Annotated in this window: 25 protein-coding genes, 1 tRNA gene and 1 other RNA gene; 17 read left to right on the top strand and 10 right to left on the bottom strand. The window is 73.6% G+C overall.

Going from position 1 to position 23,245, the window contains the following annotated elements; genetic code table 11:
- Positions 1-68: 68 nt before the first annotated feature.
- Entirely contained in the window at positions 69-908 is an 840-nt protein-coding gene (gene fdhD, locus RKE38_RS00355; RefSeq protein ID WP_316005481.1) for a formate dehydrogenase accessory sulfurtransferase FdhD, read from the bottom strand.
- A 67-nt stretch (positions 909-975) separates the two neighbouring features.
- On the opposite strand from fdhD, the gene RKE38_RS00350 reads away from it, so the two are divergent.
- From RKE38_RS00350 to RKE38_RS00305, 10 genes are all read left to right on the top strand, one after another.
- Positions 976-1,497 carry a PH domain-containing protein gene (locus RKE38_RS00350; RefSeq protein WP_316005480.1) on the top strand — a complete coding sequence of 174 codons (522 nt, stop codon included), beginning with the start codon at positions 976-978 and terminating at the stop codon, positions 1,495-1,497.
- Complete coding sequence (locus RKE38_RS00345; protein ID WP_316005479.1) at positions 1,494-3,041, top strand: PH domain-containing protein; 1,548 nt, start codon at positions 1,494-1,496, stop codon at positions 3,039-3,041. The genes RKE38_RS00350 and RKE38_RS00345 overlap by 4 nt, the downstream gene beginning before the upstream one ends.
- Positions 3,042-3,205: 164 nt before the next feature.
- Positions 3,206-3,631 carry a DUF3052 domain-containing protein gene (locus tag RKE38_RS00340; protein ID WP_316005478.1) on the top strand — a complete coding sequence of 142 codons (426 nt, stop codon included), beginning with the start codon at positions 3,206-3,208 and terminating at the stop codon, positions 3,629-3,631.
- A 22-nt stretch (positions 3,632-3,653) separates the two neighbouring features.
- Positions 3,654-4,121 carry a peroxiredoxin gene (locus RKE38_RS00335; RefSeq protein WP_316005477.1) on the top strand — a complete coding sequence of 156 codons (468 nt, stop codon included), beginning with the start codon at positions 3,654-3,656 and terminating at the stop codon, positions 4,119-4,121.
- A gap of 43 nt (positions 4,122-4,164) precedes the next feature.
- Positions 4,165-4,237: transfer RNA gene (locus RKE38_RS00330), tRNA-Val, on the top strand.
- Between the two features lie 22 nt (positions 4,238-4,259).
- Positions 4,260-5,111, top strand: coding sequence for a Nif3-like dinuclear metal center hexameric protein (locus RKE38_RS00325; RefSeq protein ID WP_316005476.1), 852 nt, complete (start codon positions 4,260-4,262; stop codon positions 5,109-5,111).
- Complete coding sequence (locus tag RKE38_RS00320; RefSeq protein ID WP_316005475.1) at positions 5,045-5,848, top strand: zinc ribbon domain-containing protein; 804 nt, start codon at positions 5,045-5,047, stop codon at positions 5,846-5,848. The genes RKE38_RS00325 and RKE38_RS00320 overlap by 67 nt, the downstream gene beginning before the upstream one ends.
- Positions 5,849-5,853: 5 nt before the next feature.
- On the top strand, positions 5,854-6,993 hold the full coding sequence (locus tag RKE38_RS00315; RefSeq protein ID WP_316005474.1) for a bifunctional RNase H/acid phosphatase: 1,140 nt from the start codon (positions 5,854-5,856) through the stop codon (positions 6,991-6,993).
- 97 nt (positions 6,994-7,090) lie between these two features.
- Positions 7,091-7,504, top strand: coding sequence for a rhodanese-like domain-containing protein (locus RKE38_RS00310; RefSeq protein ID WP_316005473.1), 414 nt, complete (start codon positions 7,091-7,093; stop codon positions 7,502-7,504).
- Positions 7,501-8,700, top strand: coding sequence for an O-succinylhomoserine sulfhydrylase (locus RKE38_RS00305; RefSeq protein ID WP_316005472.1), 1,200 nt, complete (start codon positions 7,501-7,503; stop codon positions 8,698-8,700). The genes RKE38_RS00310 and RKE38_RS00305 overlap by 4 nt, the downstream gene beginning before the upstream one ends.
- Positions 8,701-8,724: 24 nt before the next feature.
- Here RKE38_RS00305 and RKE38_RS00300 read toward each other — a convergent pair whose 3' ends face one another.
- Together RKE38_RS00300 and RKE38_RS00295 are read right to left on the bottom strand one after the other, a co-directional pair.
- On the bottom strand, positions 8,725-9,819 hold the full coding sequence (locus RKE38_RS00300) for an SLC13 family permease (RefSeq protein ID WP_316005471.1): 1,095 nt from the start codon (positions 9,817-9,819) through the stop codon (positions 8,725-8,727).
- Positions 9,816-10,562, bottom strand: a complete 747-nt coding sequence (locus tag RKE38_RS00295; protein ID WP_316005470.1) for a peroxide stress protein YaaA — start codon at positions 10,560-10,562, stop codon at positions 9,816-9,818. The genes RKE38_RS00300 and RKE38_RS00295 overlap by 4 nt, the downstream gene beginning before the upstream one ends.
- Before the next feature lie 88 nt (positions 10,563-10,650).
- Between RKE38_RS00295 and RKE38_RS00290 the strand changes: the two genes are divergently transcribed.
- Positions 10,651-12,111 (top strand): RNB domain-containing ribonuclease, encoded by a 1,461-nt coding sequence (locus RKE38_RS00290; RefSeq protein WP_316005469.1) that lies wholly within the window; start codon positions 10,651-10,653, stop codon positions 12,109-12,111.
- A 185-nt stretch (positions 12,112-12,296) separates the two neighbouring features.
- An RNA gene (gene rnpB, locus RKE38_RS00285) (RNase P RNA component class A) lies at positions 12,297-12,694 on the top strand.
- A gap of 81 nt (positions 12,695-12,775) precedes the next feature.
- On the opposite strand, the gene RKE38_RS00280 is transcribed toward rnpB, so the two are convergent.
- On the bottom strand, positions 12,776-12,922 hold the full coding sequence (locus RKE38_RS00280) for a hypothetical protein (RefSeq protein WP_316005468.1): 147 nt from the start codon (positions 12,920-12,922) through the stop codon (positions 12,776-12,778).
- Between the two features lie 100 nt (positions 12,923-13,022).
- The gene (locus tag RKE38_RS00275; RefSeq protein ID WP_316005467.1) at positions 13,023-13,433 is read right to left on the bottom strand and encodes a hypothetical protein; all 411 of its coding nucleotides are present in this window, start codon (positions 13,431-13,433) and stop codon (positions 13,023-13,025) included.
- 440 nt (positions 13,434-13,873) lie between these two features.
- Between RKE38_RS00275 and RKE38_RS00270 the strand changes: the two genes are divergently transcribed.
- From RKE38_RS00270 to RKE38_RS00260, 3 genes are all read left to right on the top strand, one after another.
- Positions 13,874-14,533 carry an MBL fold metallo-hydrolase gene (locus RKE38_RS00270; RefSeq protein ID WP_316005466.1) on the top strand — a complete coding sequence of 220 codons (660 nt, stop codon included), beginning with the start codon at positions 13,874-13,876 and terminating at the stop codon, positions 14,531-14,533.
- Positions 14,534-14,656: 123 nt separating this feature from the next.
- Positions 14,657-15,427 (top strand): ABC transporter ATP-binding protein, encoded by a 771-nt coding sequence (locus RKE38_RS00265; RefSeq protein ID WP_316005465.1) that lies wholly within the window; start codon positions 14,657-14,659, stop codon positions 15,425-15,427.
- Positions 15,403-16,971, top strand: coding sequence for a hypothetical protein (locus RKE38_RS00260; RefSeq protein ID WP_316005464.1), 1,569 nt, complete (start codon positions 15,403-15,405; stop codon positions 16,969-16,971). The genes RKE38_RS00265 and RKE38_RS00260 overlap by 25 nt, the downstream gene beginning before the upstream one ends.
- Positions 16,972-16,989: 18 nt before the next feature.
- Here RKE38_RS00260 and ppgK read toward each other — a convergent pair whose 3' ends face one another.
- Together ppgK and map are read right to left on the bottom strand one after the other, a co-directional pair.
- Entirely contained in the window at positions 16,990-17,745 is a 756-nt protein-coding gene (gene ppgK, locus RKE38_RS00255) for a polyphosphate--glucose phosphotransferase (RefSeq protein WP_316005463.1), read from the bottom strand.
- 73 nt (positions 17,746-17,818) lie between these two features.
- Entirely contained in the window at positions 17,819-18,682 is an 864-nt protein-coding gene (gene map, locus RKE38_RS00250) for a type I methionyl aminopeptidase (protein ID WP_316005462.1), read from the bottom strand.
- Positions 18,683-18,732: 50 nt separating this feature from the next.
- On the opposite strand from map, the gene RKE38_RS00245 reads away from it, so the two are divergent.
- Positions 18,733-18,915: a methionine aminopeptidase gene (locus RKE38_RS00245; RefSeq protein WP_316005461.1), complete on the top strand. Its 183-nt coding sequence runs from the start codon at positions 18,733-18,735 to the stop codon at positions 18,913-18,915.
- A gap of 66 nt (positions 18,916-18,981) precedes the next feature.
- On the opposite strand, the gene RKE38_RS00240 is transcribed toward RKE38_RS00245, so the two are convergent.
- Both RKE38_RS00240 and fgd read right to left on the bottom strand, forming a co-directional pair.
- Positions 18,982-19,617 (bottom strand): class I SAM-dependent methyltransferase, encoded by a 636-nt coding sequence (locus RKE38_RS00240; RefSeq protein ID WP_316005460.1) that lies wholly within the window; start codon positions 19,615-19,617, stop codon positions 18,982-18,984.
- A 43-nt stretch (positions 19,618-19,660) separates the two neighbouring features.
- Complete coding sequence (fgd, locus tag RKE38_RS00235) at positions 19,661-20,668, bottom strand: glucose-6-phosphate dehydrogenase (coenzyme-F420) (RefSeq protein ID WP_316005459.1); 1,008 nt, start codon at positions 20,666-20,668, stop codon at positions 19,661-19,663.
- Positions 20,669-20,734: 66 nt separating this feature from the next.
- On the opposite strand from fgd, the gene RKE38_RS00230 reads away from it, so the two are divergent.
- A complete protein-coding gene (locus tag RKE38_RS00230) occupies positions 20,735-22,123 on the top strand; it encodes a M20/M25/M40 family metallo-hydrolase (RefSeq protein ID WP_316005458.1) in 1,389 nt (462 codons plus the stop codon).
- Between the two features lie 19 nt (positions 22,124-22,142).
- On the opposite strand, the gene RKE38_RS00225 is transcribed toward RKE38_RS00230, so the two are convergent.
- Complete coding sequence (locus RKE38_RS00225; RefSeq protein ID WP_316005457.1) at positions 22,143-23,210, bottom strand: M36 family metallopeptidase; 1,068 nt, start codon at positions 23,208-23,210, stop codon at positions 22,143-22,145.
- Positions 23,211-23,245 lie beyond the last annotated feature (35 nt).

The raw sequence follows: 23,245 nt of genomic DNA, 5'->3' as shown, positions 1-23,245 counted from the left end.
TGCACGTCACAACCGGCCGTGCCTACTGACCGGTATGCGGAGCGCGCGCCGGCCGGCGTCGTCGCCGGTCAGAGGCCCAACCGGGAGCCGCCGGCGTAGACGGTCATGCGCGGCGGGCGGGTGAACCCGACCAGGGTGAGCCCCGACTCCGTGGCCAGCTGCACCGCCAGCGACGAGGGTGCCGACACCGCCACGAGGGCGGGGATCCCGGCCATGACCGCCTTCTGCACCAGCTCGAAGCTCGCCCGACCGCTCACCACCAGGACGTGTCCGGTCAGGGGGAGCAGCCCCTCGCGACCGGCCCAGCCGACGACCTTGTCGACGGCGTTGTGCCGCCCGACGTCCTCGCGCACGACCAGCGGCTCGCCCTCGGCGGTGAAGATGCCGGCGGCGTGCAGGCCCCCCGTCCGGTCGAACACCTTCTGCCGCTCGCGCAGCCGGTCGGGCAGGACCGCCACCACGGCCGGCGACAGGCGCACGGCGTCATCGGCGACGGCATACGGGCTCGTCGCGGTGATGGCGTCGACGCTGGTCTTGCCGCACACCCCGCAGGCGCTGGACTGGTAACCCGAGCGCGCGGTGCGGTCGAGGTCGGGGACGACCCCGGCTGCCAGGGTGACGTCGACGACGTTGTAGGTGGGGGAGCCGGACTCGTCCTCGTCGAGGCAGTGCATCAGCTGGGCGACGTCGACCGCCTTGGTCACGACGCCCTCGGTCAGCAGGTTGCCCAGGGTGAGGTCGAAGTCGTCGCCCGGCGTGCGCATCGTGACGGTCACCGGGTGCCCGGCGACGCGGATCTCGAGCGGCTCCTCCACCGCGAGGGTGTCCGGTCGCGACGTGCTGCGCACGCTGCCGTCCTCGAGGACCTCCACGCGCGTGCTCGGCGCCCGCTGCGTCACCCGTCCCATGCCCCGACTGTATGCCGCGTGGCCGGGACCGGCTCGGGACGTCACCGGCGGCGGCTAGGTTGGGGCCGTGAGCGACGAGCCAGCCGCCCCAGCCCCTGCGCCCCTCGCCGTCCGGCTCGACGAGGACGGGGCCGTGCCGTGGCAGCCGGTCTCACCGCGGCTGGTCGTGGCACGGTCGCTGGTGCTGCTCGCGGTCGCGGCCCTGCCGCTGCTCGGAACCGCGGTCCTCGCCGCGCTGGTCACGCCCTGGGCCTGGTTGGCAGCCGTCGCCGTGCTCGGTGCCCTCGCCGGCGGGTCGTGGGTGGTGCGGCGCCAGGTGCCGGCCATCACCTGGGCCGAGGGGCCGGAGGAGCTCGTCATCCGCAAGGGGCGGCTGTTCCGGAGCCTGGTGAGCGTGCCGTACGGCCGGCTGCAGTTCGTCGACCTGCACTCGGGGCCCCTGCTGCGGCGCCTCGGCATGGCGTCGCTGCAGCTGCACACGGCCTCGCCGGCGAGCGGCGGGTCGATCCCGGGCCTGCCCACTGAGCTGGCGGAGGGCCTGCGCGAGCGGCTGGCAGCCCGGGGCGAGTCGCAACGGGCGGGCCTGTGACCCAGCCCGGTCCGGACGAGCCCGGCGTCGACCGCACCGCGGTCCCCGCCACGGTCGCCGACACGGTCTCCGGCGGGTCCCGTGCCGAGGCCCGGGAGGGGGACGGCTGGGCCCGGGAGGGGGACGGCTGGCAGCACCTGCACCCGCTGTCGCCCCTGCTGCGCGGCGGCATCGCGTCCGTCGCCGTGCTCGCGTACATCCTGTCCCAGCAGCTCGACACGTTCTTCGGTGCCGACCGGGAGGACCCCACCCGCGGTCACCTCGGGTGGGCCGCGGTCGCGGTGCTGGTCGTCCTGGTGCTCATCGTGCTGGGCGCCTGGGTGTCGTGGCGGTTCTCGCGCTACCGCCTGGGCGGCACGCTGATCGAGCTGCGCACCGGGGTGCTCTTCCGCCAGCACCGGCAGGTCCGGTTCGACCGGATCCAGGCCGTCGACGTGGGGCGACCCCTCCTCGCGCGCCTCGTCGGCCTCTCCGAGGTCGTCGTGCAGTCGGCCGGCGGGCGCGACGCGAACCTCAAGCTGGCGTTCCTCGGCGACCCCACGGCCCAGGCGGTGCGCGAGCGGCTCATCGAGCTGGCCCGCCACGGCGACGAGGTCGTCCCGGCCGCGCCGGGGGCTCCCACGTCGGACCACGCCGCCGGGGAGGACCACGACGGGCGCGACCCGGCCGTCGCGGCTGCCGCCGCCCCCGTCACGGACGCCACCCGGGTGCTCGGCGTCCCCAACACCCGCATCGTGCAGTCGATCCTCTACGGCGGGCCGGCCCTGACGTTCGTCCTCGCGGTGCCCGCCCTGCTCACCTCGCTCGCCCTCGGCGCCGGCGGGATGGTCGCCTGGCTCGGCCCGATGACGCTGGGCATCGGTGGCTCGCTGCTCAAGCGGCTCACGCACGAGGCCAACTTCGAGCTGCACCACCAGGGCGACCGGCTCCGCATCCGGCACGGCCTCACCGACCTGCGCACGACGACCGTGCCCCTGCACCGCGTCCAGGCGATCGAGCTGCGCCAGACGCTGCCCTGGCGGCTGGTCGGGTGGTGGCGCATCCGGGTGAACGTCGCGGGGGTCGGTGGCAGTCGTGACGAGGACACCGACACGGTCGTCCTCCCGGTCGGCACGCGCGAGGAGGCGCTGCGCGTCCTGGAGCTGCTGAGGCCCGGCATACCGGCCGCGCTCGCTGTCGGCGCCCTGGAGGGCAGCGGAGCCGGGCAGGGCTTCGTCACGGCGAGCCGTCGCGCGGCGCGGCTCGACCCGCTCGGCTGGCGCCGCCTGGGGTATGCCGCCCTGCCCGACTGCCTCGTGCTGCGGCGCGGCCGGTTGTACCGGACCGCGCAGGTGGTCCCGCACGCGCGCATCCAGTCGATGCGCCTGACCCAGGGTCCCCTGCAGCGGCACCAGGGCGTCGCCACGGTGTCCCTGGTCTCGACACCGGGACCGGTCGAGCCGGTCGTCGAGCACCTGGACATCGAGCAGGCCCACAGGCTGCTCGACGAGCAGTCCGCCCGCTCGGGCGTCGCGCGCCGCCTCGCGGCCACGGCAGCGCCGTGACCTGCCCGGATACCGCCTGAGCCGTTGCTCCGGCCCCGAACGGGCCGCCCGGGACGGTCCGACGGCTGGGAATCGGTGGCATCTTCGGCCGACTCGGTTGCATAACGGGTCCCGGCGCGGTGGACTGTCCCGCAACCGGTCCGCAGAAGGAAGTGGAGAAGGGTGTGAGCACGCCAGCTCGTCCGGCGCAGCAGCCGTCGGTGGGCCGTCTTGGCCTCACTGCGGGACAGGTCGTCCAGGAGTTCGGCTACGACGCCGACGTCGACGACGACTTCCGGTTCGCCATCGAGGACCTCACGGGCACCGAGCTCGAGGACGAGGACTACGGCGACGTGGCCGACGCCGTCCTCATCTGGTGGCGCCAGGACGACGGGGACCTCGTCGACGCGGTCGTCGACGGCCTCACCAACCTCGCCGAGGGCGGGTCGATCATCGTCCTCACCCCGAAGGCCGGGCGACCCGGCCACGTCGACGCCAGCGACCTCGAGGAGGCCGCCACCACGGCGGGCCTGCACACGTCCGGCGCCGTGAACGCCTGCGAGGACTGGACCGCCACCCGGCTGGTCGCCCCCAAATCGGTGCGGCGCTGACTCCGCTGGCAGAATTCCTGCCATGACCGCACCCCTCGCCGTGGGCGACACCGCACCGGACTTCACCCTCAAGGACCAGAACGGCCAGGACGTCACGCTCTCGGAGTTCCGGGGTCACAAGAACGTCGTCGTCGTGTTCTACCCGTTCGCGTTCTCGGGCATCTGCACCGGCGAGCTGTGCGAGATCCGCGACAACCTCGGTGCCTTCGTCGGCGACGACGTCCAGGTGCTGGCGGTCTCGTGCGACCACATGTTCAGCCAGCGAGCCTGGGCCGACAAGGAGGGGTACTTCTTCCCCCTGCTGTCGGACTACTGGCCGCACGGGGCCGTGGCCGAGTCGTTCGGAGTGCTCAACGAGAAGGCGGGCGCGGCGGTGCGCGGCACGTTCCTCGTCGACCGCGAGGGCGTCATCCGCTGGTCGCTGGTCAACGAGATCGGTGAGGCCCGCGACTTCTCCGGCTACCACGCCGCGCTCGCGGACCTCCGCTAGCCGCACTCGCTGCTAGCCTCACCGCTGACCCGCAACGGGTCGGGGGCCTGTAGCTCAGCTGGCAGAGCGCCACGTTTACACCGTGGATGTCGTCGGTTCGACCCCGGCCGGGCCCACGTGCAGCTCACCCTCGCCGACGTGGTCGGCGTCCTGGAGGACCTCTACCCGCCGCAGACCGCGCAGTCCTGGGACCGCGTGGGCCTCGTGGCCGGTGACCCGACCCAGCCCGTCGGCCGCATCCACTTCGCCGTCGACCCCACGATGGCGGTCATCGAGGAGGCGCGCGCCCTGGGCGCCGACCTCCTCGTGACGCACCACCCCCTCCTGTTGCGCGGGGTCCACAGCGTCGCCACCACGAGCGCCAAGGGCGCGAGCGTCACCGCCCTGGTCGTGCACGACATCGCCCTGTGGGTGGCCCACACCAACGCCGACGTGGCCGACCCGGGCGTGAACGACGCCCTGGCGCATGCCTGCGGCCTCGCGGACCTCGAGCCGCTGACCGTCGTCGAGGGGCAACCCCTCGGACGGGTCGGCAGGCTCCCCGAACCCCTGCGCCTCGCCGAGTTCGCCGAGCGACTCCACGCCGCCCTGCCGCACGCCGCCGGGGGGATCCGGGTCGCGGGGCCGCCCGGCGCCGAGGTGCGCAGGGTGGCCGTGATGGGCGGCGCGGGCGACGACCTCTTCGACGCCGTACGGGCGAGCGGCGCCGACGTGTACGTCACGGCCGACCTGCGCCACCACCCCGCGCTCGAGGCCCGCGAGGAGGCGCGCGGGGGCACCCCGTACCTCGTCGACGCCGGCCACTGGGCGACCGAGTCGCTGTGGCTGGCGGGGGCGGCGGAGCGCCTGGTCGCGGCGCTTGCCGACGCCGGGTGGCCGCCATCTACAGTGGACACCCACATCTCCACCCTGCGCACCGACCCGTGGGACTTCGTCGTCGGAGCCACCCCTGCGCCCAGCGCACCACCAGATCTCGGAGGCACGTCCTGAACGCCGACCCGTCCCGCCAGTGGCGACTGCTCGACCTGCAGGCGATCGACACCCGGCTCGACCAGATCGCCCACTCCCGCAAGACGCTCCCGCAGCTGGCGCAGGTGCGGGCGCTGGAGGAGAAGGCGGAGGCGCTGGACTCGCTCCTCGTCCGGGCGCGCACCGAGCTCGGCGACATGCAGCGCGAGGTGGCGAAGGCCGAGGCCGACGTGCAGCTCGTCCGTGACCGGGCGGCCCGCGACCAGGCGCGGCTGGACTCCGGCACCGGTTCGGCCAAGGACCTCACCGCCCTGCAGCACGAGCTGCAGTCGCTCGCCCGCCGCCAGTCCGAGCTCGAGGACGTCGAGCTCGAGGTCATGGAGCGGGCCGAGGACGCCCAGTCCGCCGTCACCCAGCTCGAGCAGCAGCAGTCGATCCTGGCCGGCGAGCTCGAGCAGGCCGTCGTGGCCCGCGACGAGGCGCTCGCCGACCTCGACAAGCAGGAGCGCGAGGTGGCCGCGCCGCGCGCCGACGTCGTCGCGGGCGTCGGTGCCGACCTGGTCGCCCTCTACGACAAGATCCGTGCCCAGAGTGGGGGCCTGGCCGCGGCCCCGCTGCGCCAGCGCCGCTGCGGCGGGTGCCAGCTCGAGCTCAACAACGTGGACATGAATCGCATCAAGGCGGCCCCGGCCGACGAGGTGCTGCGGTGCGAGGAGTGCCGGCGCATCCTCGTGCGCACCGCCGAGTCCGGCATCTGAGCGCCGTGGGTCGCGCGCTCGTCGTCGAGGCCGACGGCGGCTCCCGGGGCAACCCCGGGGTCGCGGGCTGGGGCGCTCTCGTCCGTGACGCCTCGACCGGCGCCGTCCTCTGGGAGGGCGCGGCGCCGCTCGGCAAGGCCTCGAACAACGTCGCCGAGTACTCCGGCCTGATCGCCGGGCTCGGGGCGGCGCTGCGCATCGACCCCGGCGCCGACGTCGAGGTCCGGATGGACTCCAAGCTCGTGATCGAGCAGATGGCCGGCCGCTGGAAGATCAAGCACGAGGACATGCGCCGCCTGGCCCTGCAGGCCCGCGACCTGTGCGCCGAGCTCAGCCGCGGCGGGGGGTCCGTGTCGTTCACCTGGATCCCGCGCGAGAAGAACAAGGCCGCCGACGCCCTCTCGAACGACGGCATGGACGGCCGGACCATCGACCGCATGCTCCAGGCCGGGGACGCCCCGGACTCCCACGAGGTCGTCGAGGAGCTGGTGGAGGAGGTCGTGGACCCCGAACCGGCGACTGCACCGCCCCATGGCGGCGACGTGACACGTGTCGTGCTCGTGCGCCACGGGGTCACCGACTTCACGGCACAGGCACGCCTCGACGGTCGTGGGGGCAGCGACCCCTCGCTCAACGACACCGGTCGCAGCCAGGCAGCCCGTGCCGGTCGCGCCGTCGCGCACCTGCTCGCGGGTGCCCCCGCCCGCGTCGTGACGTCGTCGCTGGCGCGAGCGGTCCAGACCGGAGCCGCCGTCGCGGAGGCGCTGGGCGTCGCTCCCGAGGTGGACGGCGACTGGGACGAGCAGGACTTCGGCGACTGGGACGGCGCCAGCGTGCACGACCTGGCCCGCGACGCGGCGGACGACCTGGCCGCGCTGCGCGCCGACCCGGCATACGCACGTCCGGGCGGGGAGTCGCACGAGCAGCTCGAGGCGCGCGTGCTGGCCGCCTTCCGGCGCGTCGTCGACGCGGGGGGCACCACCGTCGTCGTGTGCCATCGCAAGCCGATCATGGTGGTGCTCGCCGAGGTGCTCGGCATCCCTCACGACAAGGTGTGGCGGCTCGCGGCGGCTCCCGGCTCGCTCACGGCCCTAGAGGTCTGGCCGGACGGCACGGTCTCGGTCGCCTTCACCAACCGGACCTAGCGCGCGGCCGTGCGCCCGGCGGCGGTGGCGAGCCGCGCGGCGTCCACCAAGTGACCCGCGCGTCTCGGCATGTGGCGGGTTCTCCTAGGCTGGGAGCATGAGCTACGCCGGAGACGTCACTCCCCAGGACGCGTATGCCGCGCTGGCGGCGGACGAGGACGCCGTCCTCGTCGACGTCCGCACGACTGCGGAGTGGAGCTACGTCGGCCTGCCCGACCTGAGCCCGATCGGCAAGCGGGTCGTGTGCGTCGAGTGGCAGCGGTTCCCCGACGGCGCGGTCAACGGCGACTTCGTCGACCAGCTGCAGGACGCGGGCCTGCCCGACGGCGCACCCCTGTACTTCCTGTGCCGCTCGGGGGTCCGTTCGATCGCGGCCGCGAAGGCGGCGACCGAGGCCGGTCTCGGGCCGGCGTACAACGTCCTCGAGGGCTTCGAGGGGCCACCGGACGAGCACGGGCACCGGGCGGTGTCGGGGTGGAAGAACTCCGAGCTGCCCTGGCGGCAGGCATGAGCGGGCAGCCGCTGGACGCGCGCGGCTTCCGTCCCGACACGATCGCCGTCCGCGGCGGCCTGGCCCGCAGCAGCTTCGACGAGACCGCGGAGGCGCTGTTCCTCACCTCCGGCTTCGTGTACCAGAGCGCCGAGCAGGCCGAGGCGGCGTTCAAGGACGAGGTCGACCACTTCATCTACAGCCGCTACGGCAACCCGACGGTCGCGATGTTCGAGCAGCGGCTGGCCCAGCTCGAGGGCGCCCCGGCGTGCTTCGCCACGGCGTCCGGCATGTCCGCGGTCTTCGTCGCCCTGGCCGCCCTGCTCGGCAAGGGTGACCGCGTCGTCGCCTCGCGCGGCCTGTTCGGGTCGTGCTTCGTGATCCTCGACGAGATCCTGCCGCGCTGGGGTGTCGAGACCGTCTTCGTCGACGGCCCCGACCTCGAGCAGTGGCGCGAGGCGCTGTCGGTGCCGACGCAGGCAGTGTTCTTCGAGACGCCGAGCAACCCGATGCAGGAGCTCGTCGACATGCGGGCCGTCTCCGACCTGGCCCACGCGGCTGGGGCGCAGGTCGTGGTCGACAACGTGTTCGGCACGCCGGTCTTCTCCAAGCCGCTCGAGCACGGCGCCGACGTCGTCGTGTACTCCGCGACCAAGCACATCGACGGGCAGGGCCGCACGCTCGGCGGGGCTGTGCTCGGCAGCACCGAGTTCGTCGGCGGCCCGGTCAAGAACCTCATGCGCCACACGGGGCCGGCGATGTCGCCGTTCAACGCCTGGGTGCTGGTCAAGGGCCTGGAGACCCTGACGCTGCGGGTCGAGAAGCAGGCGGCCAACGCGCTGACCGTCGCGAAGGCGCTGGAGGCGCACCCGCGGGTGACCGGCGTGCTCTACCCGTGGCTCGAGTCGCACCCCCAGCACGAGCTCGCCCGGCGGCAGATGCTCGGCGGGGGGACGGTTGTGACGTTCCAGCTCGACGGCGGCAAGGACGAGGCGTTCGTCCTGATGAACGCCCTGCGCATCGTCGACATCAGCAACAACCTGGGCGACGCCAAGTCGATGGTCACCCACCCGGCGACCACCACGCACCGGCGGCTGACGCCCGAGGCCCGGGCTGCGGTCGGGATCACGGACGGCACCGTGCGCATCTCGGTCGGGCTGGAGGACCCGCAGGACCTCGTCGAGGACCTGACGGCCGCGCTGGACGCCCTCGGCTGACGCCCCTGCGGACGCTTGGCCTCGTCAGCGGACGAGGACCAGGGCCCCGAGCGCGAGGCCGCCGGACAGGACGGCGCACGCCAGGCCCTGGACCGCGAGCCTGCCCGCGTTGATCCGGACCCCGCGCGCCCGGCACCGCTGCGCCCACAGCAGGGTCGCCAGCGAGGCCCACGGCGTGACCAGCGGGCCGACGTTGACGCCGACGAGCAGCGCCATCAACCGGGTGGGGTGGTCCGCGGTGACGGCTTCCAGGGCCGCGTAGGCCGGGAGGTTGTTGACCACGTTCGCCCCGACCGCTCCGACCGCCCCGACCCGCAGCAGGGCGGCGTCGCCCGTGCCGCTGCCCGCGACGTCCTGCAGCACCGAGCGCAGGCCGTGGCCCAGGGCGACGTCGACCACGACGAACAGCACCGCCACACCGACGGCCATCTGCCACGGGACGCTGAGCCGGCGCAGGGTGGCGGGGGAGCGGAACGCCACGGCGACGAGCAGCACCACGGCGGCCGCGCTCGACACCCAGGCGGGGGACAGCCCCACCGCGAAGAGCGGCCCGATGGCGAGGCAGACCGCGGCAGAGACGCGCAGCAGGACCGTGTCGTGCGGCTCGGCCGGCGCCTCCAGCTCGTACCTGCCGGAGAGGTCGCGGCGGTGCAGCAGCCAGAGCACGACGACGGTCCCCACCACGGCCGCGGCTGCGGGTGCGGCGGCCAGGCGGACGTAGTCGCCGTGGGTCTTCCCGAGCTCCTCGAACCGGTGCAGCGCAAGCAGGTTCGTGAGATTCGAGACGGGCAGCAGCATGGAGGCGGTGTTCGCGAGCCACAGGGTGGTCAGGGCGAACGGCACGGGCGAGACACCCAGCTGGGCCGCCACGGCGAGCCCCACGGGGGTCAGCAGGACGGCCGTCGTGTCCAAGGACAGGACGACCGTGCAGACGACCGCGAGGACCACGAACAGCAGCCACAGCACGAGCGTCCGGTGCCGTCCCGCCCTGGCCGTCCAGTGGCCCGCGACGTCGAACACGCCTGCGGTGTCGGCGATCTCGGCCACGACGGTGATGGCGACGAAGAAGACGAGGACCGGGCCGATGCGGGCCGCGAGGTCGGCGAGGTCGGTGCTCACCGGGCCGTCGCCTCGAGCACCCACGGACGGCCGGCGCCGGCGGGCTCGTGCAGCCGCACCTCGAACCGGTCGCCCAGGACGTCGGGCAGCGCCGTCACCCGCCTGGGGTCAGCCCCTTCCTCGCACAGCGCCCGGGCGACGAGGCCACGGGTGTGCTTCGCCATGTGCGTCGCCCCCGGGACCTTGACCTGCACCCAGCGCTCGGCGAGCGCGCCCGTGGGCGTCCAGGCGGCGGCATACGTGCTCGAGCGGCAGTCGACCACGAGCCCGCGCCCGGCGGCCTCGGTCAGGGGCCCGGCGAGCACGGGCTTCCACACGGAGGCGAGCGGGCCGAGGCCGGGGAGGTTGACGGCCATCGAGAGCCGGTACGGCGCAACGGAGTCCGTCGGGCGGACTGCGCCGTAGAGCGCGGACACGACCACGAGCCAGCGGTTGGCGCGTCGGCGGGCGGCGGCGTCGAGGGTGGCGTACGAGAGCGCGTCATAGAGGACGCCGCTGTAGACCCGGGAGGCGGGCAGGGCGGGGGCGGTGTGCAGGACGAGGTTGCGGGCGATGTCCTCGGTGAGGTTGGGGCTGACGCCCAGGGCCTGCGCGGCGTCGGGCCTGCCGCTGACGTCGGCGAGCGCCTCGGCGACGACCTTGCGGGTGTCGGTGAGACCGGGGAAGGAGAGTCGTTCGTGGTCCACCGCGTTGCCGCGGGTGCGGCCGGTCTTGGACTCCGACGGGGGGAGCAGGATCAGCACGCGCGACAGCCTAGGTGGGGGCCCACGAAGCCGCTCGACCGGTCTCACCGACCGGTGGAGCGGCCGGACGGTGGCTACGTTGGGGCCCATGCCCCTGCGCAGGATCACGGTCCAGGCCCCCGAGCACCCCACCGACACCCAGGTCCCGGCGACCGCGGCGCTCCAGCAGCGCTTCGCCGCCATCCGGGAGGAGAACGGCGTGCCCGACTCCTTCCCGCCGGAGGTGGTCGCCGAGGCCGAGCGCGCGGCGACGGCGCCGACCCTGCCGGACCGGGACGAGACCGACGTGCCGTACCTGACCATCGACCCCGCGGGCTCGATGGACCTCGACCAGGCGATGCACCTCGAGCGCGACGGCGACGGCTACCGGGTGCGGTATGCCATCGCCGACGTCCCCGCCTTCGTGGCGGCCGGGGGTGCGGTCGACACGGAGGCACGGCGTCGCGGGCAGACCGTCTACGCGCCGGACAAGCGGACGCCCCTGCACCCACCGGTGCTCAGCGAGTCCGCGGCAAGCCTGCTGCCGGGCCAGGTGCGTCCGGCGTTCGTGTGGGACCTGCGGCTCGACGCGGTGGGGGAGTGCACCGCGGTCGAGGTGCGCCGCGCACTGGTCCGCAGCACCGACCGCCTCGACTACGCGGGCGTGCAGTCGGCGCTCGACGACGGCTCGGCCGACGAGCGGCTGCAGCTGCTCAAGGAGGTCGGGCTGCTGCGGGTCGAGCTGGAGCGCAAGCGCGGTGGGGCGAGCCTGCCCATGCCCGAGCAGGAGGTCAGCGAGGACGAGCAGGGCCACTTCCGGCTCGGCTTCCGCCCGCCGCTGGAGGTCGAGGACTGGAACGCGCAGATCTCGCTCATGACCGGCATGGCCGGGGCCGAGCTGATGCTGGGGGCGAAGGTCGGGATCCTGCGGACGATGCCCGCCCCGGACGAGCGTGCGGTACGCCGCTTCCGCCATGCCGCCCGCGCGCTCGGGGTCGAGTGGCAGGAGGGGACGGCGTACGGCGAGTTCCTGCGCACGCTCGACCGTGACAACCCCAAGCACCTCGCGCTGATCCACGAGGCGACGGCCCTGTTCCGCGGTGCCGGCTACACCCCGTTCGACGGGGACACGCCCGCCGAGACCGAGCACGCGGCGGTGGCCGCGGCATACGCCCACGTCACGGCGCCACTGCGCCGGCTGGTGGACCGGTTCGGGCTCGTCGTCTGCGAGGCCGTGTCGCAGGGGCGCGAGGTACCGGGTTGGGTGCGCGAGGCGCTGCCCGGGCTGCCGGAGGTGATGGCCGCGAGCGACAAGGTGGCCGCCGGGGTGGAACGTGCGTGTGCCGACGCCGTCGAGGCGGCGGCCCTGGCCGACCGGGTGGGGCAGGAGTTCCGGGCCATGGTCGTCGACGAGCGGGACAACGAGCACGTGCAGATCCAGATCGACGACCCGGCGGTGCTCGGCCGCGCGTCCGGGGCCGCCGAGCTGGGCACGTGGGTCACCGTCCGGCTGGTCGAGGCGACCGTCGCGACCGGCGTGACCCGGTTCGAGGTCGTCGCCCCCGCCTGACCGCGCGCACGCCCGCCTTCCGCAATACGGCAGTTGCTGGCATGAAACGGCAGTTCAGGACTCCCGTTTCATGCCAGCAACTGCCGTGTCGCCGGGTGGGTCCGGTGATCCGCTGGCGGGGTCGGCGGTGCCGGTATGCCGGGTGGCCGGCTGCCCGGCATCCGTCCCCTATCCTTGGGGGCGGATGAGTCGGTCAGGCGGTCGCGTCGGTGGGCAACCACCGCCGAGGAACGTCCGGGCTCCACAGGGCAGGGTGGTGGCCAACAGCCACCCGGGGTGACCCGCGGGAAAGTGCCACAGAGAACAGACCGCCACGGTGAACCACCCGGCTCCGGCCGGGCAGGCGCCGCGGCAAGGGTGAAACGGTGGTGTAAGAGACCACCAGCGGCCTGGGTGACCAGGTCGGCTCGGTAAACCCCACCCGGAGCAAGTCCAGACAGTGTGCGTCCGAGGGCGGCCCGCCCGAGCACACGGGTAGGACGCTGGAGGGAGCCGGCAACGGCTGTCGTAGATGGATGACCGTCGCCGCGTCGCTGGTAACGGCGGCGCGGAACAGAACCCGGCGTATCGACCGACTCATCCACCCACGCCCCCCGCAGGGCTGTGCCGGGCGCCTCGCCAGAAGGGGCCTCGACAGCGCGTGGAGTCCGGAGCGGGCAGGCGGTCAGTGGTCGACGTGCATCGCCACGACCACGATGGCGAGGACGAGGAGCGCGGCCAGCACGAGCGCGACGTCCCGGACGCGGGAGGCGGCTCCCGACCTCTGCCAGAGGTGCCAGCGGTGTCGCAGGTGGCCGGTCCGGGTGCTCACCCGGTCAGGATGCGCCCGCAGGCTGAGGGTTGGCTGAACGGGCGCTGTCGGCCCCGTCAGGAGGACGGCGGCTGCGGGCCGGGCAGGAACCTGCCCGGGCTCAGACGGCCTCGGAGTCGAGCGCCTGCTGCGCGAGCGCCCAGTGGGCCAGGCGGCGGCGGGTCGGGTCGGCAGCGCCGCGACCGAGGACCAGCCGCCGGCGCAGCTCGGCGAGCAGCTCCTCGTTCGTCGCGAAGCGGAGCACGTACACGCGCTCGCCCTCCATGGAGCGGGCCAGTCCGCACGCGGACGCCGCGGTGATGACCAGCTCGCGGTACGGCAGGTCGAGCGCGTCGCTCAGGGCCTGCAGGGTCTCCTCGTCCGGCATCGCGGCCAGCTCGGTGGGACCGACCAGCTCCGCGACGACGTCCGGCTCCAGGCCTGCGGCGTCGACCAGTCGCGTGAGCGGCCACCCTCGCTCGCCCAGCCGTGCCTCGATGATGCGACCCAGCTCGTTGCCGACCTGCTGCATGGTCCTGCCTCCTGCCCTGCGCGGTGGTGGGGCGGCGATGTGGGCGCCCCGTGTGCTGCTCTCAGCAAAGCGCAAAGGAGAGGTCAAGTGCAGGCAATCGCTTGGTATTGATGGTAAAGGTTTGTTAAAGCGGCTGTTCGCCTGCGGGAGCGTGGGCTCACCTGCGATGGCGTGCGGGAGCCTCTGCACCGGCGGACCCACGGTGCGGGCACGCGACCGGTGCTCGCTGCCACCGTAGAGGCCGCCGACACGGCCGGGCGAGAGGTTGGGGGCCCCGAGGCCGGGGTCCGGCCGAAGGGCCGCGCGACGCTCGTCCGTTCGGCCGAGGGCCCCCTTCGCCGAGCCGTGCGCCGTTGGTGGGCGAGCGTGCACCGCTCGGGGTCAGTCCCCCCGCCGCTCGTGGGCGCGCCCGGCGCCCCCACCCGGCATACGGTGGGCCCATGCGGATCACCTCCCTCGGCCACGCGAGCCTCCTCGTCGAGATCGCCGACACCCGCCTGCTCCTGGACCCCGGTGTGTGGTCGCCCGGTGCAGCCGGGCAGCGCGACCTGGCCGCAGTGCTCGTCACCCACCAGCACCCCGACCACCTCGACCAGGACCGGCTCCCGGCCCTGCTCGATGCGAACCCGGGTGCGCAGGTGCTGGCCGACCCCGACACCGCGAAGCTGCTGCAGGACAAGGGCGTCGACGCCCGAGCCGTGGTGGCTGGTGACACCGTCGAGGTCGGCCCGGTGACGGTGACGGGCGTGGGGGAGCTGCACGCCCTGATCCACGACGATCTCCCTCGCATCCACAACACCGGGATGCTGCTGCGGGCCGAGGGCGAGCCCACGTTCTTCCACCCCGGCGACGCCCTCGACGCCGAGCCGGGCCACGTCGACGTCCTCGCCTTCCCGCTCAACGCCCCCTGGCAGCGCAGCCGCGAGATGACGGCGTTCCTGCGGCGTCTCGCCGCCCCGCACGCGATCCCCGTGCACGACGCCCTGCTCAGCGAGACCGGGCGCGGCCTGTACCTCGGGCAGGCGCGCGACCTGGGGTCCCCCGACACGCAGGTCCACGACCTGGCCGGCGGCCGCACGGAGGAGTTCTCGGCGGGCTAGTCGCCGCGCGCCCTCCCGAGGGCCGAGACGCCCGCCCGCGAGACGCCGGCCCGCGAGACGCCGGCCCGCGAATCGCCCGGGAGCAGCCTCGCCGGGCCGCGTGCCCGGGGTAGCGTCCGAGACATGCCCAGCCCCGAGCCCGCCGTGAGCCTGCGCGGACTGACCAAGCGGTTCGACGACGTCGTCGCCGTCGACCGGATCGACCTCGACGTGCCCCGTGGCGCCTTCTACGGGCTGGTCGGGCCCAACGGCGCGGGCAAGACCACGACGCTGTCGATGGCCACCGGGCTGCTGCGGCCCGACGCCGGCACCGCGCACGTGCTGGGCGTCGACGTCTGGGACGACCCGGTCGCGGCGAAGTCCCGCATCGGAGTGCTCCCGGACGGCCTGCGCCTGTTCGACCGGCTCACCGGCCAGCAGCTCGTGACGTATGCCGGCCTGCTGCGGGGCATGGACCGGGAGCTGGTGGCGCAGCGGGTCGCCGAGCTGCTCACGGCGCTGGGGCTGACCGACGCCGCCGACAAGCTCGTCATCGACTACTCCGCCGGCATGACCAAGAAGGTCACGCTCGCCTGTGCCCTCGTCCACGCGCCGCGCCTGCTCGTGCTCGACGAGCCGTTCGAGGCGGTGGACCCCGTCTCCGCGCGGACCATCCGCGGCATCCTCGAGGACTTCGCCGGCAGCGGCGGCACGGTCGTCCTGTCCAGCCACGTCATGGAGCTGGTCGAGCGGATCTGCACCGACGTCGCGATCCTCGCCGGGGGCGTCGTCCGCGCCGCCGGCCCACTGGACGACGTCCGCGGCGGGATGAGCCTCGAGGACCGGTTCCTCGACCTGGTCGGCGGGGCCGCGGACGTGGAGGGGCTCGCGTGGTTGCGCACCTCGTCCGACTGAAGCTCCAGCTGTTGCGGAACAGCCTGCGCCGCGGCGTCGCCGTCATCGTCGGGCTCGTCGTCGGCGTGCTCTACGGGGGCGGGTTCCTCCTGGCCGCTCTGGTCGGCCTGGTGGGGGTGCGCGTCGCCGGCGACGCCCAGCTGCTGCGGACGGTCCTGCTCGTGGGCGGGTCCGCCCTGGTCCTCGGCTGGTCGCTGCTCCCCGTGGTGCTCTTCGGCACCGACCCGACCCTCGACCCCGCGCGGTTCTCCACGTTCGCCGTCCCCGAGCGGACCCTCGCCACGGGCCTCGTCGTCACCGGCTTCGTGGGGCTGCCGGGGCTGGCGACGGTGCTGCTCGGGCTCGGCGCCGTCGTGGCCAGCTCGTTCAGCGTGGGCTCGCTGCTCGTGGCGCTGGTCGCCGTCCCGCTTGCCTTGCTCGGGTGCGTCCTGCTCAGTCGCATCGTGACGGCTGCGGCGGCGGCGGTGCTCGCGAGCCGCAGGGGCCGGGACGTGGCCGGTGTCGGCGGCCTCGTGCTGCTGCTGGCCGTCGGACCCCTGGCGGCGAGCCTCGGCAGCGGCGGGATCACCGCCGACACGACCCGGGTCATCGCAGACGGCCTTGCGTGGACCCCCCTCGGCTGGGCCTGGGGCGCACCCGCCGCGGCTGCGGCCGGCCACTGGGGGAGGGCCATCGGCCTGCTCGCCCTCGCCCTGGCCTGGACGGGGGTCCTCCTGGTGGCCTGGGAACGGCTGCTGACCTCGGTCCTGCGCAACCCCCGCAGCACCGGAGGCGGGGGAGGCGGTCACCGCGGGCTGGGCCTGTTCGGGCGCCTGCCCGGCACCCCGCTCGGCGCGGTCGCCGCGCGGGCCGGGACCTACTGGGTGCGGGACCCGCGGTTCAACGTCCCCGCGCTCATGACGATCCTGCTGCCCTCGGCGCTGCTGTTCCCGGGGCTGGCCAAGCACTCCGAGCTGGCCCTGGTCGCGATGCCGCTCGTGTCGGCATACCTCATCGGGTGGGGGCAGCACAACGACGTCGGCTACGACTCCACGGCGTTCTGGATGCACGTGAGCGCGGGCATGGACCCTGTCGCGGACCGGCTCGGCCGGCTGTTCCCCTCGGCGGTCATGGCGACCGCGTGCATCCCGCTCTACGCCCTGCTCGGACCCTTCGTCGGCGGCCCGTGGCGCCTGCTGCCGGCCACCCTCGGCGTCGCGGTCGGCCTGGTGCTCAACGGGTTCGCCGTCGCGTGCGTGACCAGTGCGGTCAAGCAGTATGCCGTGCCGCCGCCGGGGGAGAACCCCTTCAGCAGCCGCCCCGGCTCGGTCGGGGTGACCATGGCCGTGCAGACGGTCTGCGGTGGCGCGGTCGTCGCCCTGTCGCTGCCGGCGCTCGCCCTGGGGGTCGCGGCCTGGTACGGCTGGCAGTGGGCGGCCTGGACCGCCCTGGCCGTGGGGCCGGTGCTCGGGGTCGTCGCCCTGGTCGTGGGGACGCGGCTGGGGGCCGACCTGTTCAGCAGGCGCCAGGCCCTGCTCCTGCAGGACCTCGTCGCGATGCGCTGAACCGGCGCGCCGGCCGCCCTACTTGTGGGCGGCCAGCCAGGCGGCGCCGATGATGCCGGCCTTGTTCTCCAGCTTGGCCGGGACGATCGGGGTCTTGAGCTTCAGCAGCGGCAGGAACTCCTCGTGGTCCTTGGACACGCCGCCGCCGACGACGATGAGGTCCGGCCAGAGCAGCGCCTCGAGGTGGCTGTAGTACCGCTGCAGCCGCTTGGTCCACTCCGGGTAGCTCAGCCCCTCCTTGTCCTTGATCGAGGAGGCGGCGCGCGTCTCGGCGTCGTAGCCGTCGATCTCGAGGTGGCCCAGCTCGGAGTTGGGGATGAGGACGCCGTCGTAGATGAGCGCACTGCCGATGCCGGTGCCCAGGGTGGTCATGACGACCAGGCCCTTCTGGCCCTTCGCGGCCCCGTAGTGGAGCTCGGCGACGCCGGCGGCGTCCGCGTCGTTGACGAGCACCACGTCGTGGCCGAGCTTGGCCTCGAACAGCTTCTCGCCCTCGAAGTCGATCCACGACTTGTCGATGTTGGCGGCGCTGCGGACGATCCCGTGGGTCACGACGCTGGGCATGGTGATGCCGATGGGCGAGTCGCCGCGCACCTCGTCGAAGTGGTCGACGATGCCGGAGATGACGTCGGCGATGGCGTCGGGCGTGGACGGCACGGGGGTGTCGATCCGCATCCGCTTCGCCGCGAACGCCCCCTCGTCCAGGTCGACGGGTGCGCCCTTGATGCCGCTGCCACCCACGTCGATGCCGAGAGGGAGTCCGTGCTTGGCCATGTGTCCGCCTCCTTGCGGTCGCCGTGCGTCACGGCGTGGTCAGGGTGTCGTCAGGTCAGGCTGTCGCCGCGCGTCACGGCAGGGTCAGGATCTCGTTGCCGCTGTCGGTGATGAGGATGGTGTGCTCGAACTGCGCCGAGCGCCGGCGGTCGCGGGTCACCACGGTCCACCCGTCGTCCCACATCTCCCACTCGTGCGTTCCGAGGTTGAGCATGGGCTCGATGGTGAACGTCATCCCCGGCTCGATGAGGGTGTCGTATGCCGGTGCAGCGTCGTAGTGGGGGATGACCAGGCCGCTGTGGAAGGAGCGACCGATCCCGTGGCCGGTGAAGTCGCGCACAACGCCGTAGCCGAAGCGCCGGGCATAGCTCTCGATGACGCGCCCGATGACGTTGACCGACCGGCCGGGCTGGGCGGCCTTGATGCCGCGGGCCAGGGCCTCACGCGTGCGCTCGACCAGCAGCCGGGACTCCTCGTCGACCTCCCCGCACAGGTAGGTCGCGTCGGTGTCGCCGTGCACGCCGTCGACGTAGGCGGTGATGTCGATGTTGACGATGTCGCCGTCCTCGAGGACCCGGCTGTCCGGGATCCCGTGGCAGATCACCTCGTTGACGCTGGTGCACAGCGACTTCGGGAAGCCGCGGTAGCCGAGCGTCGACGGGTACGCCCGGTGGTCCATGAGGAACTCGTGGCCGACCCGGTCGATCTCGTCCGTGGTGACCCCCGGGGCGATGACCTCCGCCGCGGCCGCCATGGCCTGGGCGGCGATCCGACCGGCGACCCTCATCTTCTCGATGGTCTCGGCGTCCTTGACGTCGCCGTCGAGGTCACGCCGCGGCTGGGGTCGGTCGACGTACTCCGGGCGGGCGATCGAGGCCGGCACCGGACGACGTGGCGACACCACGCCGGGCGCCACGCTTGCGTACGTCAACGGCATACGGTGGAGTCTAGGGACGTCACCGCATCCGTCGAGTGGGAGGTCACCCCATGGCTTACTGGTACAACGTCGACACCGGCCAGGTGGAGACCGACGAGGACAAGAGCCAGGGCGCGAACCTCATGGGCCCCTACGACAGCCAGGATGCCGCGTCGCACGCGCTGCAGACCGCTCGGGAGAAGACCGAGGCCTGGGACGCCGCCGACCGCGAGTGGGACGAGGGCGAGGACTGACCTCGCCGCGTCCGAGTCGGTGCCGGACCGGTCGCGGTCGTCGCCGCGGCCCCGGCCGTCGAGGCCTCAGTCGGCGAGGTGGTTGACCGCCACGACGTAGCCGGCGTCCGGGCGCCAGACCTGCTTGTCCCACGTGGAGTAGCGCGGTCCGACGGACAGCCCGGCGACCGTGCACGCGCGGTCGTACTCCTCGAGCGGGGTGACGGGGCAGCCCGGGGGCAGGTGGGCGGCGTCGAGCCCGAACCCGGCCACGACCAGGCCACCCGGGCGCAGGTGGGCCGCGACCCGCTCCACGGCCTGCAGCAGCGTGCCCGGTGCGAGCAGGGGGACGACGTTGCCGGCGAGGACGGCGACGTCGAAGGCCTGGCTGCGCAGCTGCAGCCGGCTGAGGTCCTGGCGGACCCAGCTGGTCTTGGTGTCGCGCTGCTCCGCCACGGCGATCATGTCGGGGTCGGCGTCGACCCCGACGCACCGGTACCCGAGGGCGGTGAGCTGCGTCGCCACCCGTCCGGTGCCGCACCCCGCGTCGAGGACGCGCGCCGGCGGCGGCAGGAGGGCCTCGACGAAGGCGGCCTCGCCGTGGATGTCCACCCCGCTGGCTGCGAGGTCGTCGAAACGCTGCTGGTATGCCGTGGCCGCACCGATGCCGCCGGACACCTCCGACCACCGCGTGCGGGGCTCGCCCTCCAGTCCGTCGCTCATGCCATCAGCCTAGATTCGCCTGCGCTGGAACGGAACCCGGTGCTCAGCCGAGCTCCCTGAGGCCGGGCAGCACCCGCTCGGCAAACGTGCTGAGGAACCGCGACTGGTCGTCGCCGGGGGCGTGGAAGACGAGGTGGTCGAAGCCGAGGTCGACGTAGGGCCGCACCGCCTCGACGACCTCCTCGGGGTCGTCGGAGACGATCCACCGCGAGGCCACCTGCTCGTCGGAGAGCTCGTCGCCGAGCCGCTCCATCTCGAGCGGGTCGCTGGTGCCGTGCTTCTGCTCGGCCGTGAGCGACAGGGCGGCCCAGAAGCGGCAGTTGGCGACGGCCCGCTCCCTGTCGGGGTCCCAGGAGAGCTTCACCTCGATCATCCGGTCGATGTCGTCGCGGGTGCGGCCGGACTTCTCCAGGCCCTCGTCGACGGCGGGCACGAGCTGGTCGCGGTAGAGCTCCTCGCCCTTGCCGGAGGTGCAGATGAAGCCGTTCCCGGACCGACCGGCATACCGGGCCACCAGGGGGCCGCCGGCGGCGACGTAGACGGGCACCGGCTCCTCGGGGCGGTCGTACACGGTGGCGTCGGTCAGGGAGTAGTAGTCGCCCTCGAAGCTGACCCGCTCACCGGTCCACAGCGCGCGCATGAGCCGCACCGACTCGCGCAGCCGGGCGAAGCGCTCCTTGAACTCCGGCCACTCCTGCACCGACCCGACGACGACCTCGTTGAGCGCCTCGCCCGTCCCGATGCCGAGGGCGACCCGGCCCGGGTAGAGCGAGCCGAGGGTGCCGAACGCCTGCGCCACGACCGCCGGGTTGTAGCGGAACGTCGGCGTCATCACGGACGTGCCGAACTGGACCCGCTCCGTGCGCTCACCCAGCGCGGCGAGCCAGGCGAGGGAGAACGGCGCGTGGCCGCCGTGGTGGCGCCAGGGCTGGAAGTGGTCGGAGATCCACACGCTGTCCAGGCCGACCTGCTCGGCCTGCACGGCGTAGTCGAGCAGCTCGCGGGGGGCGAACTGCTCTGCGGAGGCCTTGTACCCGATGCGCAGCGTCATGGCGCCACCGTATGCCGCCGCCTCGCGTCCGGCGCGGCCGGCCGCCCGCAGTGGCAGGCTCGGGGGGTGCGGACGGACGACGAGGGAACCCAGGCCGAGACGGAGGCCGGCACGCTCGAGGGCGCGGCTCTCGAGCGGGCGGTGCTCGACGCGGTCGACCGCGAGGCGCTGTTGGCGGACCTGGCGGCGCTGGTCGCGACGGCGCCGGTCGGCGGCACGCCGGGCGAGGTGGTCGCCCAGCGGTGGGGAGCGCAGCGGCTGCGGGAGCTGGGGCTGACCGTGGACGAGTGGGACGTCGACCTCGAGGCGCTGCGCGCCTCGGACGACCACCCGGGCGAGGAGGTGGACCGCCGCGAGCTCGTCGGTGTCGTCGGCACCTGGGCGGCCGAGGGAGACGGCGCGCCTTCCGGGGAGGTGGCGGGTCTCGTCCTGTGCGGGCACACCGACGTCGTCCCCGTCGGGGACCGAACCAGGTGGACCGATGACCCGTTCCTCCTGGTTCGTCAGGGCGACCGGGTCGTGGGGCGGGGAGCCTGCGACATGCTCGGGGGAGTGGCCGCCGTGCTGGCAGCGGTGCGGGCGCTCCGGGCGGCGGGGGCCACCCTGCGCCGGCCGCTGGCGGTCCACCTGGTCAGCGGCGAGGAGGACGGTGGCGTCGGCGCGTTCGCCACGCTGCGTGCCGGGCACCGGGGTGCCGCGTGCGTCATCGCGGAGCCGACCGGTGGTGCCGTCATCCCCGCGAATGCCGGGTCCCTCACGTTCCGGCTGGAGATCCCGGGGCGGGCGGCCCACGGCTCGACCCGCATGTCGGGGGAGAGTGCGGTCGACCACCTCGAGCCGGTCCTCGCGGCGCTGCGGGCGCTCGAGGCGCGCCGGAACGCACGGGTCGGCGGCCTCTTCGCCCACCTGGACCTGGCGGCCCCGCTGTCGGTCGGGATGCTGCGCGCAGGCGACTGGGCGAGCACCGTGCCGGACCTGCTCGTCACCGAGGGGCGCTACGGCGTGCTGCCGGGGGAGTCCCTGGACTCGGCCCGCGCAGTCTTCGAGGAGGCTGTGGCGGGGGTCGGACGCGGGGATCCGTGGTTGGCCGAGCACCCGGTGCGCGTGTCGTGGCCCGGCGGCTCGTTCGCGCCCGGTGCCCTCCCTGAGGGCGACCCGCTGCTGGGCCAGGTGCTCGATGCCGCCATCTCGGCGGCGCCCGCCGTGGCAGGCGGGAACGCAGAGGCCGGCGGAAGCAGCGAGGCGGCCAGGCCCCGTGTCGAGGGCGCACCCTACGGGTCGGACCTGCGGCACTACGCCGCTTACGGCATCCCGACCCTGCAGTACGGACCGGGGCTCCTCGCGGACGCGCACGCCGTCGACGAGGGGGTCACCGTGGCCGAGCTGGTGTCCTGCGCCCGGGCCTACGCGCTGCTGGCCCTGCGCCGGTGCGGCGGCACAGGACCAGCAGCGTGAGCGAGGTGGGCGGACCCGCTCAGAAGGTGATGCCGCGAGCGGCGAACCGGTCCTTGACGAGCGCGGCGGCCTTGGCACCGTCACGCGCCAGCGCCTTGTCGTAGACCGCCTTGGCCGCAGCGGAGAACGACGTGTCGGGCGCGAAGTCGAACTGGGCGTCGATCATCGTCGTGTCCCACGCGGTCGTGGAGCGGCCCATCGCCTCGTAGCCCTTGCGGATCTCCCACAGGGCCTGGCTCCAGATCTGGCCGTCGTAGTGGACCTCGCCCTTGCGGGTCGCCACGGTCAGGTTGCGGTCGAAGCGGCGGATGCAGTGCGGTGCCGCGGTGTACGACGTGGAGTCCCAGTCCATCGGGCAGGCCTCCTCCGCCTTGACCGGCCAGCCGTACTGCTTCGCCGCGGCAAGGCCCACCGAGACGCCGAAGTAGTCGCCGAACGCCTCACCGATGGAGCCGGCGTCGAGGGACGTGCCGTAGCCGGGGACCTGCGAGGCGTGCACCGCGTGGCCGTACTCGTGCACGATCACCTCCGCGTCCTCGGCGTCGTCGACCCCGCCCTTGCCGAGCCGGATCCGGTACGGCTTGTCGGTCTGGTAGCTGTTGTCGCCGCCGTACTGGTCGATCTTCACGTCGAACGGCTGCTTGACGATGCCCGGGAGGGTCGACCCGAAGCCGAGCGACTGCAGGTACTCCTGCGCCTGGTTGACCCAGAAGTAGCCCATGACCTGCTCGAACTGGTCCTGGTGGCGCGTGTACACGAACGTGTTGGTCGAGCTGAATGCCGGTGTGCCCGTAGAGGACTCGACCGTCACCCACTTGCCGCGCAGGTATCCGGACCCGTCGAGGTTGCGCAGCTGGACGGTGGCGTAGGCGCTGGCCGGGACCGCGGCGTCCGAGTCGTTCTGGTCGGTGAGGGACTCGTCGCCGGAGGACTGCACCGGGTTGACCATGAAGACCGAGGCCGTCCCGGTCGAGGTCCCGGGGGTGGACTTGGTCGCCGACGCCGGGGCGGCGACGGCGAGGGTCGTGGCGAGGCCGGTGACGGCAACTGCCGCCAGGGCTGAGAGGTGGTGACGACGCACGGGCACGGGTTCCTCCGGTGGACGGGCGGCCCCCGGTTCGG

It is taken from the genome of Phycicoccus sp. M110.8 (genome assembly GCF_032464895.1).
GTDB lineage: Bacteria > Actinomycetota > Actinomycetes > Actinomycetales > Dermatophilaceae > Pedococcus.
The sequence above is the reverse complement of the archived record's forward strand: the minus strand, read 5'-3'. Positions and strand labels throughout refer to the sequence as shown.